This window comes from Ruminococcus sp. AF17-12 (assembly GCF_003479245.1).
Lineage (GTDB): Bacteria > Bacillota > Clostridia > Lachnospirales > Lachnospiraceae > Blautia_A > Blautia_A fusiformis.
On sequence record NZ_QUGY01000001.1, the window covers coordinates 350,128 to 368,554 of the forward strand.

Sequence of the window (18,427 nt, forward strand, 5' to 3'; positions counted from 1 at the left end):
AAAACCAGCAATCCCCGCATCCTCTTCGTTTATCATACCTTATATCACCAAAAATGCAAATAAAAAAGACAGAGAAAAATACATTTCCCTGTCCCTTATATCAACGATCACGATCAACCACAGCTTACAGCCCGAAAAACCTCTCCAGAAATTCCGCCACACCATCATGGTCATTATCTCCGGTCACCTCATTCGCTGCATCCTTTACATACTGTTTGGAATTGCCCATAGCAACACCGATACCTGCACCCTCCAGCATTTCCAGATCATTCTCATTATCTCCGAAAGCGATCACATGCATCCGGTCAATACCAAGCTTTGTGCGAAGCATGGCAAGACCCACACCCTTGTCCACGCCTGCTGCATTAAACTCCGCATTACCGCTGATGGAAGTAGTCACTGCCACATCATCCAGATCCTTCCATTTCTCACGAAGCGCCCTGCTGGTCTCCATATCATCAAAATAAATATTGATCTTCTCTGCCTGATCCAGAATATCTTCCTGATGATAAAAATCCTTAACATATTCATGTCTGCTGAGGAAATAATCTACAAAAGTTTTTTCCAGCAGATCTTTATCCACTACAGATGCCACATAATCTCTGGCATCCGCATCAGAATAGGCAATTCCGTTTGCATAAGCCTCTGCGATCCAGCCTTTTGCATCGCTGTTTTCCACATCCTTCAGGATTTTGCTTACCATTCCTTTGGGCATGGTTTTTCGCCAGATCATCTCATTTTTATCGTAATCCCAGACAACACAGCCGTTTTCCACGATTCCCCATTTCACACCCCGGAGCACAGAAAACTCCCGAGGGATCAGCTCTCTGGTCCTTCCGGTTGCCGGCACCACATAATGTCCGTCATCGATCAGACGCTGCAGAACATTTCTGTTCCTTTCAGAAATCTTATTCTCACTGTTCAGAAGAGTTCCGTCCATATCCACTGCAATGATATATTTTTCCATAATTTCCTCCTGTTTGTCTTTTCCTCACAGGCAAAAAGCGTATCTGCACTGCACCCGGATATCCTTTGGCAGTACAGATACGCACAAATACTCATACCTGCTCTCTGTAAAGCGGAGACTTTTCTTCCACTTTACTACTACATATACAACAGCTCAGGAATTACCGGATCCTCATCATAAACGCCTCGTACGGTCTTAAGTCCGCTTTGATTCCTGTTCTGTCCTTATAGTTTGTGATCTTAATGTCCTCTTTATCGGACACATATTTCACAAGACCTTCTGTACTTACCGTATCCTCGGAAAGGTTTGCCACCACGATCCACTGCTCTTTGTCAGAAGTTCTTAAATATGCAAAGATCTTCTCGTCTTCCGGAAGAAGGAGCTGATAGTCACCTTCTGTGAGAAGCTCTTCCTCATGACGAAGACAGATCAAATCCTTATAATAATAAAACACGGAATCATTTTTTTCCAGAGCTTTTTTTACATTGATCTCCTGGTAACGATCAGAAAGGCGGAACCATGGCTTACCGGTTGTAAATCCTGCATTTTCGCTGTCATCCCACTGCATCGGAACCCTGGCATTGTCACGACTCTTGTTCCATACTGCCTTGCGGAAATCATCCTCAGAAATGGTTTTGTTCTTAACGACAAGATCCTGATATGCATTACGAACCTCGATATCCTCGTACTCCTCCAGCGGGAACTGCACGTTTGTCATACCGATCTCCTCTCCCTGATATACATAAGGAGTTCCCTGCATACCATGGAGAACGGTAGCATAAGCCTTTGCACATTCCTCGCGGTAAGTAGTGTCATTTCCCCATCTGGAGATCACACGTGGCTGGTCATGATTTTCAAAATACAGAGCATTCCAGCCCTTGTTATAAAGCTTGTTCTGCCACTCACTCATAACACGTTTCAGATCACGGAGATCAAAAGGCTTCAATTCCCACTTTCGGTTTACAGAGCCCGGAATACGGTCGATGTTCATATGCTCAAATGTGAAGATCATATTCAGTTCCTCACGCTCCGGATCTGTAAACAGTCTTGCAACCTCCGGTGTGGAGCCCGGCGCCTCACCTACCGTCATACAGTCATATTTTGAAAGCACCTCCCGGTTCATCTCATGGATAAACTCATGAAGTCTTGGTCCGTTGCTGTGATATTTTCCTGTATAATACTTGCGACCATCCGTTTTCGGGTAATCCGGGAAGGACTGATCCTTGGAGATAGATGCGATCACATCCATGCGCCATCCGTCAGCACCTTTGTCCATCCAGAATTTCATCAGATCATAGATTTCCTTACGGACGGTTTCATTTTCCCAATTGAGATCCGGCTGTTTTCTGCTGTAAAAATGAAGGTAATACTGGCCGCGCTCTTCATCATATTCCCAGGCACTTCCACAGAAGCTGGAGCCCCAGTTGTTTGGCTCACTGCCGTCTGCTTTCGGATCCTTCCAGATATAATAATCACTGTATTTGCTGTCTTTTGATTTCCGGCTTTCCACAAACCATGCATGCTCATCGGAAGTATGGTTGACAACAAGATCCAGAATGATCTTGATACCATGCTCATGAGCTTTTCCGATCAGCTCATCCATGTCCTCGTTACTTCCGAAGCCCGCGTAGATCTTCCGGTAATCACTGATATCGTAACCGTTGTCGTCCTGTGGGGAGTCAAAAACAGGGCTGAGCCAGATCACATCGATCCCAAGGTTCTGAAGGTAGGGGAGCTTTTCAATAATACCCTTGAGATCGCCGAAGCCGTCTCCGTTGGAGTCCTTAAAGCTTCTTGGATAAATCTGATATACAACGGAATTCTTCCACCAATCTTTCATTTCTTATGTCTCCTTTATTTTGCATTGAGCAGATATTTATAATCCGTATTTGCTGCTTATTTATATCCGGTCAGGTGTTCTTCAACTGCCCTTTTTGCGGTCAGTTATTTCGATATAACTTTTTTTAGGCTTTTTTATAGGCGGACCCTATACGGCCCGCCTTTTCATAATTCTGATCTTTATTCCTTATCCTTAAGGCTTATGCAATTCCAAGAAGAGAGAGAAGGATGCTCAGGATGATAACACCGATGATCAGAACTGTGATGCTGACATTTTTCTTTTTCAGCAGATAGTAACACAGAAGAGTCAGTCCAAGGGGAACAATGCCGATAAAAATCTGGTCCAACATGTTCTGTAGATTCAGAACAGATTCACCCTTCATGGTGAGTTCATAAGTGGAGTTAAAGGTTACCATGCTGGCAGTCATACCGCCGACCATGATCAGACCTACAATGCTGGCAGCCTTTGTCAGGATGTTCATAAGACCGCTTGCATAAACCTTCTGAATATATTCAGAACCAAGCTTGTAGCCCAGGAATGTTCCGTAATATTTCACAAGAATAGACGGAATGTTGAAAAGAAGCAGGAACACGATCGGTGCCAGAACGTTTCCGGATGCACCAAGTCCTACTGCGATTCCGGCTGCGATTACACGGAGAACGCCCCAGAAAATGGAATCACCGATACCGGCCAGAGGTCCCATCAGGGAAGATTTCACCGCATTGATGGAGCTTGCATCAAAATCCTTCTGCTCGCTGTTTTTCTTCTCCATGGATGCCACAAGACCCATGATGAATGTAGATAAGGTGATGGTTGTATTGAAGTAAGACATACTTCTTGTGAGGGCAGCTTTTTTGCCTTTCTCATCGTTTTTGTAAAATTTATTGATAAAAGGCATCAGGGAATAGCAGAAACCGGAAGCTCCCTGTTTTGCCGGGCTTACTGCCGCATACAGAGTGAAGGAACGCCAGAACGCTTTTCTCAGCATTTTTCTTTCATCTGCAGGAATGGATTTCGTTAAATTACTCATGAGAAAAATTCCTCCTCTTCTTCATCAAGATATTCGTCAGAACCACCGACCGGTGAAGCTGCCACTCTCTGCGCCGCAAGCTGGTTCAGCTTGTAATCATTCATACCAATGGAAATGGCAATGATCACACCGATCACGGCAAGAGCGATCAGCGGAAGCTTTAAGTATGCTGCAAGGACAAAGCCCAGGAAATAAAACATACAGATCTTGTTATCCCAGAGCATCTTCATCAACATTGCCATACCTACTGCCGGAAGAAGTCCGCCGCAAACTGTCAGACCATTCATAACAACATCCGGGATGGCATCCAGAAGTGCACTGACTGCATCAGATCCGAACAGGATCCCGAAAAATGCGAACAGGGAATATAAAAACCAGTTTACAGCCCAGAGCACATAGTGAAGAGCAACGATCTGTTTTTCTTTTCCTTCTGCCGCCAGACGGTCGAAGGTTTTTGCAAACATACCTACAATAAAAATATAGAGAACGGTCTTAATCTGAAGACCAAGGATACCGATTGGAAGTGCAAGTGTCAGGGCTACCTCAGAACCTTTGCCCAGCATGATGGCAAAAGCAGTTCCTACGGCTGTGGCGATTCCGGGTTCTGCCGCGGAAGCACCTCCGATGTTTACAACTCCCATAAATACGGCTTCCAGTGAAGCTCCGATGATCACTCCTGTATGAAGATCTCCAAGAAACAGACCTACCAGCGGTCCGATGACGATCGGACGGTTCAGCATGGTAAATCCGATCAGCTCTGCACCGCCGACACAAATAAATACGGCAAGTGCTACAAGAAATGCGTTTAACATTTTTTTCTTTCCTCCCTTTTTGTGCTACGTTTTATTTATTCAGTGGATGTCAGTCAAGCTTGTCCAGTACATCCTTCACAAGCTTCTGCTCATCATTGGGTACCTGCTGCATACAGGCCTTCGGATCAAGAGCCACCAGCTCTTTCAGTGCCTGCTGTTCTGCTTTTGTCAGCATGATAGTCGGGGTCAGGACAAGCTTCTCGGAAACATCGATTCCATCAAAACGTCCCGTATTTCCTACATTGAGGAATCCGATCTCACCAACACTTTGTCTTATCTTCAGAGCATCCTTTACCGTTCTTGTCAGAACCAGAATACGCATCCTGGATGCCTTCGGATTGTTTAAGATACGAATGGCTTCATCCACCGGTTTGATCAGCGATTTGATTCCGCCCGGTACGGCCATTTTCAATGCCATCTTCTGGGTGTTATCGTTAGCTGCCTCGTCGTTAGCTACCACGATTCCCTGTACAGCCAGCTGTTTGGTCCAGGTCATGGCAACCTGTCCGTGGATCAGACGGTCATCTACACGAAGTGCGGTGATCTTTGCTGTGGAATTGTCATAGGACTGGGGAGCCAGAGCTTTTTTCGGTGCGGATTTTTTTGCATACGATGCAGCACCTTCTGAAATCTGCGCAGTATTTTCGATACCCTGTGCATTATCTTCTTCAGCATTTTTTTCAGATGTGGATTTCTTTCCACCGCCAAGGTCTACCATCTGAAGCTCTTCTCTGGCATCATCGATAAACTCCTGGATCTCCTCCTCTGTCACATCGTCATCCGCCATCATGACCTGCATCAGGACCGGAAGGTTGGTTCCTGTGATCAGCGTAACATTTTCTTTCTGGCTGTATCCCAGAAGCTTCTGATTTACGCTTCCTCCCATCAGATCTGTGAAAACGAAAATCCTGTCGTTTTCATGCTGTGCGAAATATTCTTCAAACTTTTTCTCCACATTGTCTTCCGGTGTCACATAAGCGTCGATGGTTGTGATCTCATCCATTTTTCCAACGATCAGCTCTGCTGTATAACGAATGCCGGAGGCCATTTTTCCATGTGTGGCGATCAGAATCTGTTTCATCTGGTATTCACTCCTTCTGTACTCTTTCCCTTTGGTTATGTACCTAACCTTTGTGCTCACACTATATCATCAAAGTTAGGCTGTGTAAATAGGTTATGTACATAACCTATCATTGTAACAAGTTCAAAATCATAGTTTTGTGCAGGTTTCACATAGAACAGCAAATGCTTATTATCCACATCTTCAGCACGAACCTACACAGGATAACTCTTTTACGATTTCAGGTAAATTTACAAAAAGCCGAAAATACTCTGACTGTCAGACACTGACAGTTCCCGTATATTTCGGCTTTTGATATCTTTATATCTCAGATTTTCTGTACTCTTTCTCTGTACTCTTACTATATTGAAAGTCCCGATTTTCTATTTTTCACAGTTCTGCAGTGACTTCTCGTATCTACCCCCCTGATCAGATCAGGTACATTCTCTGCAGACTTACTTTTCCTCATGCTGCGGCTGTACAGATCTCCTGGGGATCAGCGTGACCGGAAGCATGATCTCATTTTCACGCTCTTTTTCCACTCCATTGATCCGTTCCATCAGAATTTCCACTGCAAGAGACGCCTTCTGCTCCACATTCTGACTGATAGTAGTCAGACGAGGCACGGAAAATTCCGCATAGCTGATGTTATCGTATCCTGCAATTCCGATCTCCTCCGGAATCTTTACTCCACGACTGCTGAAAAAGCTGATAGCCTCCAATGCATAGAGGTCCGACAGGAAAAACAGTGCGGCCTTTGGTTTTTTCCGCTGGAGCAGCCACGCATAGCTTTCTTTTCGTTTGGCGTAATTCATTCCAAGAGCGGTAAACTGCACCTTCTGCTTTTTCTTTGCAAAATCCTTCGCCGCCCGCTGAGCGCCCATGTAACGAAGATGATCCACACCATTATCACGGCCTGCGCAAACCTGGATATGCTCATAGCCGCATTCCAGAAGATATTTTGTCATAAGATAGCCGCCACTTTCGTCGTCCAGTCCAATATTCAGGACATGGTTTTCCTGGCCTGCATCAAGCTCACCATATGCATCAATAGAAACGATCGGTTTGTTGATCAGCTGATAGATTTTTTCGCAGTTGCTTTTGCTGAAGGAAATGGCAATAACACCATCTACATCCCAGCCCATGACCATATGGAATATCTTATCTGTATCCTTTGCAGAATACAGCATCAGATAATATCCCAGTTCCTGCACGTATTTCTCGATAAAACCGATGATCTTTCCATAAAAAGGATCTCCGATGATAGAATCCTTGAAGTCTTTATGATAATTGATCACAACTGCGATCAGCTGGGATTTTTCTTTATTCAGAACTCTCAGTCCCATTTTCTGGACATACCCCATCTCCCGGATAAGATTCTCGATCTTCTGAATATTGGCAGGAGATACTTTTTTTGTTTTTCCATGTATGACGTTGGAAACAGTTGTTGTACTCACGCCTGCTCTTTGCGCGATTTCCTTAATCGTTGCCATTATCTTTCCTCCAGAGATATTTCTGTGCGGAAGCCACTGCATTGGCTCCGTCTGAAACAGCAGTTACTATCTGGCGAAGTGCCTTGGTACGAATATCCCCCGCTACAAAAACCCCAGGTGCGCTGGTAACACCCTCTTCTCCTGCACAAATATATCCATTTTCATCCAACTTGAGCTGGTCCTTTACAAGTGTCGTATTAGGAACGATCCCCACAGCAATGAAAACACCTTCTGCGGTCAATTCCCTCTCTTCATTTGTTTTTATATTACGGATCTTAAGACCGGTCACTTCATCCTGTCCCAGGATCTCAAGGGGAACACTGTCCCACACCATTTCTATATTCTCACAGGCAAAGACTTTCTCCTGAAGTGCCTGATCTGCTCGAAGCGCATCACGGCGATGAACAAGATATACCCTTTCACAGAGACCGGAAAGAAAAACTGCATCCTCTGCTGCCACGTTTCCTCCCCCCACTACCACTGCGGTCCGATCCTTATAAAAAGCTCCGTCACAGGTAGCGCAGTAGGAAACACCAAGGCCGCTCAGATCATCCTCTCCCGGGATATCCAGCTTCCGGTGCTCTGCCCCAAATGCAAGGATCAGGGCTTTCGCCTGATATTCATGCTTTTTTGTACGAATCGTCTTGATCTCTCCGGAAATATTTTCCAGGGAAAGAATCTTCTCTCGCTGCGGTTCCAAGCCCAGCTTCCGGGCATGTGCCCCAAAGGCTTCTCCGAGATCCATGCCCGATATCCCCGGCATTCCCGGATAATTATCCACCGCATAGGTAGCTGTGACCTGGCCGCCCGGTGCAAAGTTTTTATCGATCCATATGGTATTTAACCTGGCCCTGGACGCATAGATCGCTGCCGTGATCCCTGCCGGACCTCCGCCTAAAATTGCAAGATCATAAATATCACTCATGTTATTTCTCCATTTTTGTATATTTCCGCTCACATAATATCATAGATTCCGTAATTTTCCAATATGATAGAACAAAGCGCCACTCTGAAAGGACGTTACTGTTTGCTTCGAGACCATCAGCACTCTCCACATGGTATATGTCTGTAAACAGTAATGAAAGACTGTCTTATGTCTCTTAAAATCAGGAAAAATAAATTTTCTATTTTCATCACTCTGCTTCTTATCCTGGCACTTCTCACCGGCCTTACTGCCGGTTATTTTTCCACTCACGGGATCACAGAAAACGGAAAATTCGAAGCCTTTTCCGGAAAAGTTTTTCAAAATGAAGTTTCCGGCAGCACCCTTACCCTCCATTATACCCTGGCACATCCGGAAAAACAGGGTATCCGGCGAAAAAAAGCTTCTCTTGGCACTGTCCCCACAGATATGAAAAATACATACCAGATCTGCAGCCAGTACGAAAAAAAGCTGAAATCCTTCCGCTACAGCCGCCTTTCCACGGAAAATCAGCTGACGCTGGACTCCATGCTCCTCTATTACCACACGGAAAAATCACTGGGCGACAATTATCTGCTTCAGGAGCCTCTTGGCCCAAGTCTTGGTATTCAGGCTCAGCTTCCGGTTCTTCTGGCGGAATATGCCTTTTATGAAGATCGTGATATCACCGACTATCTCACTCTTCTCACCACCATCCGCCCATACTTCCGGAGCATCCTGGAATTTGAAAAAAAGAAATCCGAAGCTGGCTTCTTTATGAGCGATACTACCCTGGACCGGGTCCTTGCACAATGCAGTGCTTTTATCCAGAATCCCGACAACAATTATATGCTGGAAATTTTCCAGAAAAAGCTATCCGAATATGGAAAACTTCCTTCCTCAGAGCAGAACGCTCTGGCCCTGACCCACCAAAATCTTATGAAAACAGAAGTCATCCCAGCCTATCAGGAACTTATGACCGGTCTGGAAGCTTTGCGTGGCACAGGAAAAAACACTCGTGGCCTGACTTATTTCAAGGGAGGAAAAGCCTACTATCTCTATCTTCTTCAGAGTCAGACCGGCTCTTACGTTCCTGTAAAGCAAATGGAAAAACGACTCTCCGGACAGCTTTCCGACGAGATCGGCATCGCAGGAACCATACTTCGACAAAACCCGGAGCTTCTGACTACTCTCAGCCGGGGAATCACTTTCAGAGAAATAAAGCCTGCCCAGATGCTGAATGCCTTGCAGCAGAAGATCCAAACAGACTTCCCACCTCTCACAGATATCACCTTTGAGCTCCGCACAGTCCACGATTCCATGAAAGAATATCTAAGCCCCGCCTTTTATCTCACCCCACCTATGGATACCGGAACCCCCAATGTGATCTACATAAATCCGGCTGCCGGCTACCAGGGTCTGGAGCTTTTTACCACACTGGCACATGAAGGATTCCCGGGGCATCTTTACCAGACTGTCACCTTCCAACGCCAAAAATCCTCCAACATCCGAAATCTCCTCTGTACCTCCGGCTTTGCAGAAGGATGGGCCACCTACATCGAACCCTATGCCTACCAGTACGCCGCCGATTATATTCAGGATCCTTCTGCCACAGAGCTTGCCAGGATCTCCTGGCTGAACCGAAGCATCAATTTATGCATGTACTCCCTTCTGGACATTGAGATCCATTACAACGGCTGGACTCAGGCCGAAGCCGCCAGCTTTCTGAAAGCCTTTGGTATCGAAGACAGCGCCGTTGTCTCCGAGATCTACCAGTATATCCTGGAAACCCCGGGAAATTATCTGAAATACTACTGGGGCTACTTAAGTCTTCTGGACTTATGCACTTCCGAACAAAACCGCCTTGGTCAGGACTTTGATCTGAAAGCTTTCCACAGCCAGGTACTGAAGATCGGTGGTGTACAGTTCCCGGTGCTGGAGAAGTATATTGATGCGGAATTTTGAAACTGTTTTTTCACTCCAACCCAGCAAAAAACAGTTCATAAAAATCATCCTCACCCTCAAGCATCGGAGAATTCTCTCCGCCGCCATTGGTACTCCTCTTCATCGCTGCATAAAATTCCTCACCAGCTGCGATCAGATCCATCTCATAAACCGGAACCCCAAGCTCCCGGCACTTCTTACAGAAAGCAGCCAGCGGCGCTTTCTCCCTGCGGGTAGCAAGCAACATCTCCCGAAGCGCCGGGTCCCTGCGGGCCTTTTCCTTCAGATTATCAAGCATCTCCACAACTTCCATCAGACTCAATCCCCCTTCACACAGCTTCTGAACAGCACATCCAGTTCCGGAATCTCTTTTTTCAGAGAAACCAGCTCCCCATTCCTGGTAAAACAATGCTTCGAGGAAGCCTCTGTACAAACCTCACTTCTGGTCACATTAAAAAACTCATAAGCCAGCTCCAGAACCACACCACTGTACTTCTTCACCGAAACCGAAATCCCAACTACATCATCAAAAAGCACCGGCTTCTTATAAGAAACTGAAACCTCTGCAACCGGAGAAACAATCCCCCGCTTCTCCACCTCACCATAACCAAAGCCCAACTCCTTCATGAAATCGATCCGGGCCTCTTCCATCCATTTCACATAATTGGAATGATGGATGATCCCCATCTGATCCGTCTCATGATACTGTGCCTTACGCCTGTAAACACCCATGTTTATATCCTCTCTTCTGTAAAAATCTGACATTTGTCACCAGTAACAAAATATCCTCTTTATTTCTCACAAACCATACTCTTTATACAACTCCCTGCAAGCCTCCGCACTGTCTATGATTTTCCCAATCTCATCCATTCGACCATCCGCGATCAAACGATTGATCAACATCCTCATCCTCGTTTCTCCAATAGCCTCGCCCTCTGCTTTTCCCTCTGCTTTTCCTTCTGCTTTTCCAATAATTTTCCCACGTGCTTCTCCCAGCTCAAACAAGCGTTCCGATTCCAACTGTAAAACCTTTCCACCTATAATTTCATCTACTCCTTTCTACTTGATTTTTTCTTCTTTTCGGAAAATGTAATCTGATATCCTTACAATTAATCTAGTGGATCTCACACGACTAAAGTCACATGCTCCTCAGTCGCTTTAAGCGACAAGGCTAAATATCGACGGATACGCCTGTAACTTAGGATATGCGCAGTCATGCGCTTTTTCCATGCCAGATATGGCAGGTTCCCACACCACAGGTAGTCCGCTGTATATCTGCCTGTGTTTATGCTGCTCTTAAAAGTTCTATTTCTGAAAATAATTCTCTTAAGTCCGCATATACACATGAGATCCTACGCTTTACTGAAGGGACTTTTGCCTCCAGCAAAGACCTTTCCGTTGCCGGAAAGGGTTTTAAGAGTTCACGTATAAAATATCTTGCTCCAATATTATAAGACGCCGAAAGATCACAGTTATATCTTTTTCCATTCTGGAATGTACATAAACTGTGATTGCCCGGATCACGGACAACTGTTCCTGACCCATCATAGGCAAGCCTGCTGGTATTCCACGCACAGATTCTGGATATCCGCATCCCTCTACGATGCGCCTGATGTTCACATCTTTTCTGGATATCCCTTTTTCTCCACAAATGCAGCTTCTGTTTCTTTCTTCCGGATATCTTTCCTTTTGTTTCCAGATACTCAAACACGATCACATCCGCGTGGTTTTCTTCCGCATATCCTGCAACTGCTCCTGCGATCTTTCTTCCAAGTTCTGTGTTAAGACGCTTCGCATAAGCCCATCTGCTTTTCACCTGTACAGGACCATGTTCCCGCTGGAACCTGCGTATCCGTCCCAGCACACGGTACATCCGGTCTTTTTCACTGGGAAAATCAATAAATTTTCTTCCCAGGACAGTTCCATCTGACCACATAATAGTGCAGACTGCATCCGTATTGATCCCTAAATCCACACTGCAGATGATCTGTTCTTTTACAGGTGCCTTTGTAATCGGCACCTCTTCTGTATAAGAAAAACGCAGGAAGTATTTACGATGCCTTTTTTCCAGCACGGGAGCTGCTGTTCTTTTTCCCGCCCAGTATTTCCTCAGATATTCCATATCTGTATGGCTGAGACTGACCCGGAACCATTTCCAGTCATGGCCGTCATAAAGTTTCAGGTACGCTCCATCTTTTTCCTCCGTATCTTCACGGTACGTCACATCACGGTAAAATACCGGCATAGCATGATTACCACACACCAGCTTCGGCGTGCCGCCTTTCTTATCCATTTTTTTCCACAGTTCCAGCCTCGTCTTATATGAGGATACGCTTCCCAAGGCATGCTGGATAGCTGCCCTTCTGAGATAAGAAGGCATCTTTGGAAATCGCAGGTCAAAATCAAACCTTGCCTGATTCTTTTTTGTGGTATGCACCAGATGTTCTGCAGTATTGAAACGTTTTTTAGGTTCCGTGATCACTGCCAGTTCATCCCATGCCTGGGCATAGATCTCAATCAGGCAGCTGACCGCAGAACGATAAATATCCAGTGTCTGGCGGATCGGGATATTCTGTTTTCGCAGTTCTACGCCATAACTGGATACTGTCCTCATCTTTTTTCCTCTTTCTTACAAATATAAAAAACGAGTTCTTTCAGATTACTGTTTTTCTTTTTGCCCTTCGATATAAGAACATACCTGTTCCCTGCTCCTGTCACTCACAGTTACTGCACAATAAGATGGATTCCACAGATGCCCTCCCCAAAGTTCCTTCTTCAGTTCCGGATGCGCAAGAAACATCTGCCTGGCAATGTTCCCCTTCATGATCTTGATCATATCCGAGATATAAAACTGTGGTCTGCAGTCTACAAGAAGATGGATATGATCCGGCATAACCTCCATTGCCAGGATCTGAAATTTATATTCTTCTGCAAGGTCACAGAGCATTTCTTTGCATTCTGCATCAATACCATCTTTTAAAACTTTTTTCCGATATTTTGTACACCATACCAGATGGTACTGCAGTGAATACACATATCCTCTACCATATGAAAGTCCATTATTATTGATATTAAATATATTTTTCTCCATGTTTTTATTATACCATACGCAAGAAGAGTTTACAAACATTTGTTCTGTTCATTTTCAAAAATAGTGCGTCTAACTCATCACTACTGAAGTAACGAGAATGCGACGCACAGTTATTCAATAATCTTCGTAGTTTCTCAGAATCCTCACCTATTATATGCGCCGACTCCTCGTATCTCATTACATAAAACGGAAGTAACATCAGTAAATTCTTCTCAAAAATGCTATCCTTTGTATAACGCTCCACCTTCACCGTCGGAACACGATATACACACACCTGCCCATCCGGAAGCAGCAGCTCCACTTCCTCAACATCCGGCGTATTCTTCGTAGATCTTAAATAAATTACACATGATCTCGGAAACTCCACATAAAACTTCCGTCCTACTCTCCAAAGCAATCGCAAAATCATACTCAAACATTCGGATCGCCATCGTAGTATCATCCGTACTCTGACACTCAATATGATACACCTTATCCCCGATCAAAAGCTGGGCATCCGTGATCAGTTCCCCGTCCTCCAGCTGATGCTCATTCCGAAGATGCACGATCTTCACATCCTTCGGATATGAGGTATGAAACACCTCGTTGATAAGCGGAACGAGCAGGTAAGTCATCTTCTCCACCATTGTCCGGAAAACATCGTCAAATATAGTATTGTTATTCATTAACACTCCTACTGATATATAAATTATACCACACAAAGAAAACATAAAAACCCCATAAAACGGATTTTCAGAACCTTCACAGTAACAAAAAATGGAAAACGCTTCAGAACCCGAAGCTCCAAGAATGTCCATACAGACAAAAGATCTTATAAGATATACCAACCATACCATACACCAGAAAAAAAATCACGCAAAACCCATCCAAAAATTCCACCACAATTCGACACACTCCCAGCCGACAGCGAAGCGCCTCGGCCCACCCCCTTCCCATCAAACCACAAAGAAACTCAGCCTTTCCTCCACGCCGTCCAGCGCAGCGCTGACGGCTCATCCAACTCCCGCCCAGCCACCCTAGCCCTACCGCCTTGAACCTCACAGCCCGAGCCGGGGATGCTGTCTGGTCTGCCTCTGCAGGAGGGGAGCTGATTCTTGGCTGGCGGAAATCTGCGTTGTTTTTCAAAAGTCCGCTGTCTGAGCGGCTGCAAGACGCGAGTTCGGACTTTTGGAAAACGGTTTTAGCAGATTCCCGGCAGCCTAGAAGCCAGCCCCCGACGAAGCCGCAGACCAGACAGCATCCCCGGCTCGGGCGTACGTTCACCCCCACCACCCTCTTCCCACCAAAATAAAAATCTGCTATAATACAACCACACAACAAAAATCAAAAATAACAAAGCGAACAATCACCAATCAATCGCATTCAAAATCCAAAGAAAGACAAGGTAAAACATAAATGAAATTTCCACCCAACATCAAAATCCCCGACTCCCTCAAAGGAGTCTTCAAAAAAAGCTCCACCCCGGATCCCCTCAGAGAACCCCGGCGCAACCCCAAGGACAACATCCCCCTGAACTTCCGCGAACGCAGCAATGCCCGCGTAAGTCTTATGGCATCCGTCATCGTCCTTGCGATCCTGGTCCTCTTCTTCAATCAACTGGACTACCGCCTCATCCGCAAACCAGCCATAGACGCCCAGAAAAAAGCCGCGGCAGTCAAAGCCAAGGCCGATCAGGAAGCAGCCGACACCACTGCCGAAACTACCACTGCCTCCGTCATCGCAGTAGGCGACAACCTCTATCACCAGAGTCTCATCGACGCAGGAGCATCCTCTGACGGCAACTGGAACTACGACAAGATCTACACCCACATCCAGGACGCCATCAAGGACGCAGACATCAAAATGATCGATCAGGAAACCGTCTTCACAACCGACCATGACAGCGTAAGCTCCTACCCATCCTTTGCAACACCCACAGAAGTAGGAGACGCCATTATAAAAGCAGGATTCAACGTAGTAGAATCTGCCAACAACCACATCGATGACTTCGGAGAAGGCTTCCTCACAGACACACTGAACTTCTGGAAAACCAAATATCCGGATGTCACACTTCTGGGGATCCACGACTCCCAGGAAGATGCCGACACCGTCAAGATCCGTGAAGTAAACGGTATCAAGATCGCATTTCTGGATTACACCTACGGCACAAACGTAGGCGGCATTGAAGGAAAAGACTACATGATCGACATGATCCGCAAAGACAAGATCACAGCCATGATCCAGAAAGCAAAACAGCAGGCCGACTGCATCATCTTTGTAGCACACTGGGGTACCGAAGACGAAACCATGCCAAACGAATACGAAAAACAGTGGGCAGCCTACCTTATGGAGCAGGGCGTAAATGTCATCATCGGCGGACATCCACATGTACTCCAGCCATATGGCCGCCTTACTGATGACAAAGGCAATGAAACTGTAGTCTTCTACTCTCTGGGAAATTTCGTATCCACCCAGCAGAAGCTGGAAGAACTTCTCGGCGGAATGGCAAAATTCACCATTCAGAAAACCGTACAGGACGGCAAGACCTCAATTGAGATCCTGACCCCTACAGTGGAACCTCTGGTCATGCATTACAACAGCGATGCCGGTGAATTCGGACCATATATGCTTTCCGATTACACAGAAGAACTTGCATCTCAGAACGGTGTACAGTCATACATTGGTTCCGGTGTATTCACTCTTGACAACCTGAAAAAGAAGTTCAACGAGATCATGTCCATGAATGTCACTCCATCCACAGGGACCAACCTCCTGGATGTGACTATTGACACAGACCTGAACATGATCGATGCATCCGGAAATGTCGTAGAAGATACCGACTCCATCACAGCAGAAAAATATTACGCAGATAAAGGCATTGACATCACTTCCGAAGACTTTAACTCTGCTGATAATAACTCAGGCAGCACAGACGACTCCTCGGATGACGGTTCCTACGACGACAGTTATTCTGACGACGATTCCTACGATGATGGTTCCTACGACGATAGTTCCTACGACGATGGTTCCTACGACGACGGTTCCTACGACGACGGTTCCTACGATGATGGTTCCTACGATGATAGCGAAGAATAGCGATAACTCGTAACCAGTTTATACCCCGATCCATAAAATACCGGAGATCCGGCACCTCTGAAGCCAACACTTCAAAGGTACACAGATCTCCGGTATTTTTATTTTATCTTTTATATTTTCTTTCAAAGATTTCGCTATACAGAATATCAGTATGTAAATATACCAACTCCATAAGCTTCCAACGGATATGCAAAAGAAAATTCCCGGTTGTCACAATTTTTCTTTTCGGCTTTAAATACCTTGCCCTTCGGAAGAAGCCCCTGCTCATCCATGATCAGCTTGTACTGTTTTTTCTTCGGAACGCCTACACGGTAATCCGGACGTGCTACCGGTGTAAAGTTGCATACTATCAGGATATTATTACGTCTTGTAGGAGATTTTCTCACAAAGCTGAAGATACTTCTGTCGCCATCGTTGGCATTGATCCACTCAAATGCAGATGGATCATTATCTGCACCGTAAAGTGCCGGATATTTGCGGTAGATATGCAGAAGATCACTGACATACTGCTGCAGCTTCTGATGATTTTCCTCGCCAAGAAGATACCAGTCAAGCTCTCTGGCCTCACTCCACTCACGCAGCTGTCCGAAATCCTGTCCCATAAACAGAAGCTTCTTACCCGGATGCCCGAACATAAAAGTATATCCGGCCTTCAGGTTCTTGAATTTATCATCCAGCTCTCCTGGCATCTTCTCCAGCATAGAACACTTCAGATGTACTACCTCATCATGAGACAGAACCAGAACATATTTCTCACTGTATGCATAAGTCATAGAAAATGTCATCTTATTATGATTAAATTTACGGAAATATGGATCTAGCTTCATGTATTCCAGGAAGTCGTTCATCCAGCCCATATTCCACTTCAGAGAGAATCCAAGCCCGTCGTCTTCTGCCTTACCTGTTACCATCGGCCATGCGGTAGATTCCTCTGCGATCATGACAGTTCCATGATTTCTTCCGAGAACAACGGTATTCAGATGCTTAAAAAATTCAATAGCCTCCAGATTCTTGTTTCCGCCGTATTTATTGGCGATCCACTCACCGTCTTTCTTACCGTAATCCAGGTAGAGCATGGATGCAACCGCATCTACACGAAGACCATCAACGTGGCATTCCTCTACCCAGTAAAGAGCGTTTGCGATCAGGAAATTCTTCACCTCCGGACGTCCGTAATTGTAGATCTTGGTTCCCCAATCCGGATGCTCACCCTGTCTCGGATCTGCATGCTCATATACAGCAGTTCCGTCAAAGTTAACCAGTCCGTGTGCATCCTTCGGAAAATGTGCCGGTACCCAGTCAAGAATGATACCGATTTTCTGACGGTGAAGATAATCCACCAGATATTTGAAATCCTGCGGTGTTCCGTAGCGGGAAGTCGGTGCGTAATAGCCGGTTACCTGATAGCCCCAGGAACCGTCAAAAGGATGCTCTGCGATACCCATAAGCTCCACATGGGTGTATCCCATTTTTTTGACATACTGTGCAAGCTTCGGCGCCAGTTCTCTGTAGGAATAGAAACCATCCTCATCCTCTGCTGTCTGCGGATGCTTCATCCAGGAACCCGGATGCACCTCATAGATAGACATGGCACTTGTGTCCGGATCAAAGTTCTCGCGATTTTTCATCCAGGTATCATCTTTCCATTTATAGTTGGTGATATCTGTAATACGAGAGGCTGTTCCGGGACGCATTTCAGCGGCATTGGCATATGGATCTGCCTTGTAAAGCTCCTCACCATGTGCACCTGTAATGTAAAATTTATACAGCTGTCCGATCTTCGCTCCCGGTACAAATGTCTCATAAACGCCAATGGGTCCAACTTTTTTCATGGGATTCTTCTCCGTATCCCATTCGTTGAATTCACCTATAACAGAAACCGCCTGTGCATTAGGTGCCCACACTGCAAAATAAACCCCTTTTTTCCGGTTCTGCGTGTCCGGATGTGCTCCCAGCTTCCTGTAAATATCATAATTCGTGCCCTGACCAAACAGATACTGGTCAAGCTCCGTAAATTGTAATTTCTTTCCCATTTTCAGGTACCTCCCTTTATAGTTCTGCCACCGTCCATTCCCCAATTTTAAGTGGAGTTTTTATTCTATAATTATACCAATCCCCATATTTTCAGTCAAGGAAAAACCCTCTCCGGCTAATATGTGTCTATTATCCGACAGTGTCAGATAAAGTCAAAAAAGAGACCTGAATGACGCACAT

The 18,427-nt window shown here is 45.6% G+C and carries 16 protein-coding genes; 2 read left to right on the plus strand and 14 right to left on the minus strand.

The genetic code is table 11. From position 1 onward, the window contains the following. Window positions 1–124: 124 nt before the first annotated feature. The 7 genes from DWW77_RS01905 to trxB all read right to left on the minus strand — a co-directional run bounded on the left by DWW77_RS01905 (window position 125) and on the right by trxB (window position 8,127). On the minus strand, window positions 125–967 hold the full coding sequence (locus tag DWW77_RS01905; protein ID WP_118607941.1) for a Cof-type HAD-IIB family hydrolase: 843 nt from the start codon (window positions 965–967) through the stop codon (window positions 125–127). Window positions 968–1,127: 160 nt separating this feature from the next. Then, window positions 1,128–2,807, minus strand: a complete 1,680-nt coding sequence (locus tag DWW77_RS01910; RefSeq protein ID WP_118607942.1) for a glycoside hydrolase family 13 protein — start codon at window positions 2,805–2,807, stop codon at window positions 1,128–1,130. Between the two features lie 199 nt (window positions 2,808–3,006). After that, the gene (locus tag DWW77_RS01915; RefSeq protein WP_118607943.1) at window positions 3,007–3,837 is read right to left on the minus strand and encodes a PTS system mannose/fructose/sorbose family transporter subunit IID; all 831 of its coding nucleotides are present in this window, start codon (window positions 3,835–3,837) and stop codon (window positions 3,007–3,009) included. Continuing rightward, window positions 3,834–4,649: a PTS mannose/fructose/sorbose/N-acetylgalactosamine transporter subunit IIC gene (locus DWW77_RS01920; protein ID WP_118607944.1), complete on the minus strand. Its 816-nt coding sequence runs from the start codon at window positions 4,647–4,649 to the stop codon at window positions 3,834–3,836. Before DWW77_RS01920 ends, DWW77_RS01915 begins: the two co-directional genes overlap by 4 nt. Window positions 4,650–4,698: 49 nt before the next feature. Next, the gene (locus DWW77_RS01925; protein ID WP_114001922.1) at window positions 4,699–5,730 is read right to left on the minus strand and encodes a PTS sugar transporter subunit IIAB; all 1,032 of its coding nucleotides are present in this window, start codon (window positions 5,728–5,730) and stop codon (window positions 4,699–4,701) included. Window positions 5,731–6,164: 434 nt separating this feature from the next. Continuing rightward, window positions 6,165–7,202 (minus strand): LacI family DNA-binding transcriptional regulator, encoded by a 1,038-nt coding sequence (locus tag DWW77_RS01930; RefSeq protein WP_243164913.1) that lies wholly within the window; start codon window positions 7,200–7,202, stop codon window positions 6,165–6,167. Beyond that, window positions 7,189–8,127: a thioredoxin-disulfide reductase gene (gene trxB, locus DWW77_RS01935; protein WP_118607946.1), complete on the minus strand. Its 939-nt coding sequence runs from the start codon at window positions 8,125–8,127 to the stop codon at window positions 7,189–7,191. The genes DWW77_RS01930 and trxB overlap by 14 nt, the downstream gene beginning before the upstream one ends. A 168-nt stretch (window positions 8,128–8,295) precedes the next feature. Between trxB and DWW77_RS01940 the strand changes: the two genes are divergently transcribed. Next, window positions 8,296–10,068 carry a DUF885 domain-containing protein gene (locus DWW77_RS01940; RefSeq protein ID WP_286187978.1) on the plus strand — a complete coding sequence of 591 codons (1,773 nt, stop codon included), beginning with the start codon at window positions 8,296–8,298 and terminating at the stop codon, window positions 10,066–10,068. A 10-nt stretch (window positions 10,069–10,078) separates the two neighbouring features. Here the strand turns inward: DWW77_RS01940 and DWW77_RS01945 are convergent, their stop codons facing one another. The 6 genes from DWW77_RS01945 to DWW77_RS01970 form a co-directional block, all read right to left on the minus strand. Next, the gene (locus tag DWW77_RS01945; protein ID WP_021651190.1) at window positions 10,079–10,360 is read right to left on the minus strand and encodes a hypothetical protein; all 282 of its coding nucleotides are present in this window, start codon (window positions 10,358–10,360) and stop codon (window positions 10,079–10,081) included. Between the two features lie 5 nt (window positions 10,361–10,365). Beyond that, entirely contained in the window at window positions 10,366–10,779 is a 414-nt protein-coding gene (locus DWW77_RS01950; protein ID WP_242981939.1) for an acyl-CoA thioesterase, read from the minus strand. 66 nt (window positions 10,780–10,845) lie between these two features. After that, complete coding sequence (locus DWW77_RS01955; RefSeq protein WP_118607947.1) at window positions 10,846–11,067, minus strand: hypothetical protein; 222 nt, start codon at window positions 11,065–11,067, stop codon at window positions 10,846–10,848. Between the two features lie 265 nt (window positions 11,068–11,332). After that, the gene (locus tag DWW77_RS01960) at window positions 11,333–12,661 is read right to left on the minus strand and encodes an IS200/IS605 family element transposase accessory protein TnpB (RefSeq protein ID WP_118607948.1); all 1,329 of its coding nucleotides are present in this window, start codon (window positions 12,659–12,661) and stop codon (window positions 11,333–11,335) included. Window positions 12,662–12,706: 45 nt separating this feature from the next. Further along, the gene (tnpA, locus tag DWW77_RS01965; RefSeq protein WP_118607967.1) at window positions 12,707–13,138 is read right to left on the minus strand and encodes an IS200/IS605 family transposase; all 432 of its coding nucleotides are present in this window, start codon (window positions 13,136–13,138) and stop codon (window positions 12,707–12,709) included. Between the two features lie 305 nt (window positions 13,139–13,443). Next, window positions 13,444–13,803 carry a hypothetical protein gene (locus tag DWW77_RS01970; RefSeq protein ID WP_118607949.1) on the minus strand — a complete coding sequence of 120 codons (360 nt, stop codon included), beginning with the start codon at window positions 13,801–13,803 and terminating at the stop codon, window positions 13,444–13,446. Window positions 13,804–14,533: 730 nt separating this feature from the next. Here DWW77_RS01970 and DWW77_RS01980 point away from each other — a divergent pair. Further along, window positions 14,534–16,213, plus strand: a complete 1,680-nt coding sequence (locus DWW77_RS01980; RefSeq protein WP_286187979.1) for a CapA family protein — start codon at window positions 14,534–14,536, stop codon at window positions 16,211–16,213. Between the two features lie 146 nt (window positions 16,214–16,359). On the opposite strand, the gene glgB is transcribed toward DWW77_RS01980, so the two are convergent. Further along, window positions 16,360–18,246, minus strand: coding sequence for a 1,4-alpha-glucan branching protein GlgB (gene glgB / locus DWW77_RS01985; protein WP_021653063.1), 1,887 nt, complete (start codon window positions 18,244–18,246; stop codon window positions 16,360–16,362). Window positions 18,247–18,427: the final 181 nt, after the last annotated feature.

Excerpts from the sequence above, each read along its gene's own strand:
- DWW77_RS01970 (WP_118607949.1), bottom strand. The coding sequence starts at position 13,803 with ATGAATAACAATACTATATTTGACGATGTTTTCCGGACAATGGTGGAG.
- DWW77_RS01920 (WP_118607944.1), bottom strand. The coding sequence starts at position 4,649 with ATGTTAAACGCATTTCTTGTAGCACTTGCCGTATTTATTTGTGTCGGC.
- tnpA (WP_118607967.1), bottom strand. The coding sequence starts at position 13,138 with ATGGAGAAAAATATATTTAATATCAATAATAATGGACTTTCATATGGT.
- DWW77_RS01960 (WP_118607948.1), bottom strand. The coding sequence starts at position 12,661 with ATGAGGACAGTATCCAGTTATGGCGTAGAACTGCGAAAACAGAATATC.
- DWW77_RS01930 (WP_243164913.1), bottom strand. The coding sequence starts at position 7,202 with ATGGCAACGATTAAGGAAATCGCGCAAAGAGCAGGCGTGAGTACAACA.
- DWW77_RS01980 (WP_286187979.1), top strand. The coding sequence starts at position 14,534 with ATGAAATTTCCACCCAACATCAAAATCCCCGACTCCCTCAAAGGAGTC.
- glgB (WP_021653063.1), bottom strand. The coding sequence starts at position 18,246 with ATGGGAAAGAAATTACAATTTACGGAGCTTGACCAGTATCTGTTTGGT.
- DWW77_RS01925 (WP_114001922.1), bottom strand. The coding sequence starts at position 5,730 with ATGAAACAGATTCTGATCGCCACACATGGAAAAATGGCCTCCGGCATT.
- DWW77_RS01905 (WP_118607941.1), bottom strand. The coding sequence starts at position 967 with ATGGAAAAATATATCATTGCAGTGGATATGGACGGAACTCTTCTGAAC.
- DWW77_RS01945 (WP_021651190.1), bottom strand. The coding sequence starts at position 10,360 with ATGGAAGTTGTGGAGATGCTTGATAATCTGAAGGAAAAGGCCCGCAGG.
- DWW77_RS01940 (WP_286187978.1), top strand. The coding sequence starts at position 8,296 with ATGTCTCTTAAAATCAGGAAAAATAAATTTTCTATTTTCATCACTCTG.
- trxB (WP_118607946.1), bottom strand. The coding sequence starts at position 8,127 with ATGAGTGATATTTATGATCTTGCAATTTTAGGCGGAGGTCCGGCAGGG.
- DWW77_RS01915 (WP_118607943.1), bottom strand. The coding sequence starts at position 3,837 with ATGAGTAATTTAACGAAATCCATTCCTGCAGATGAAAGAAAAATGCTG.
- DWW77_RS01910 (WP_118607942.1), bottom strand. The coding sequence starts at position 2,807 with ATGAAAGATTGGTGGAAGAATTCCGTTGTATATCAGATTTATCCAAGA.
- DWW77_RS01950 (WP_242981939.1), bottom strand. The coding sequence starts at position 10,779 with ATGGGTGTTTACAGGCGTAAGGCACAGTATCATGAGACGGATCAGATG.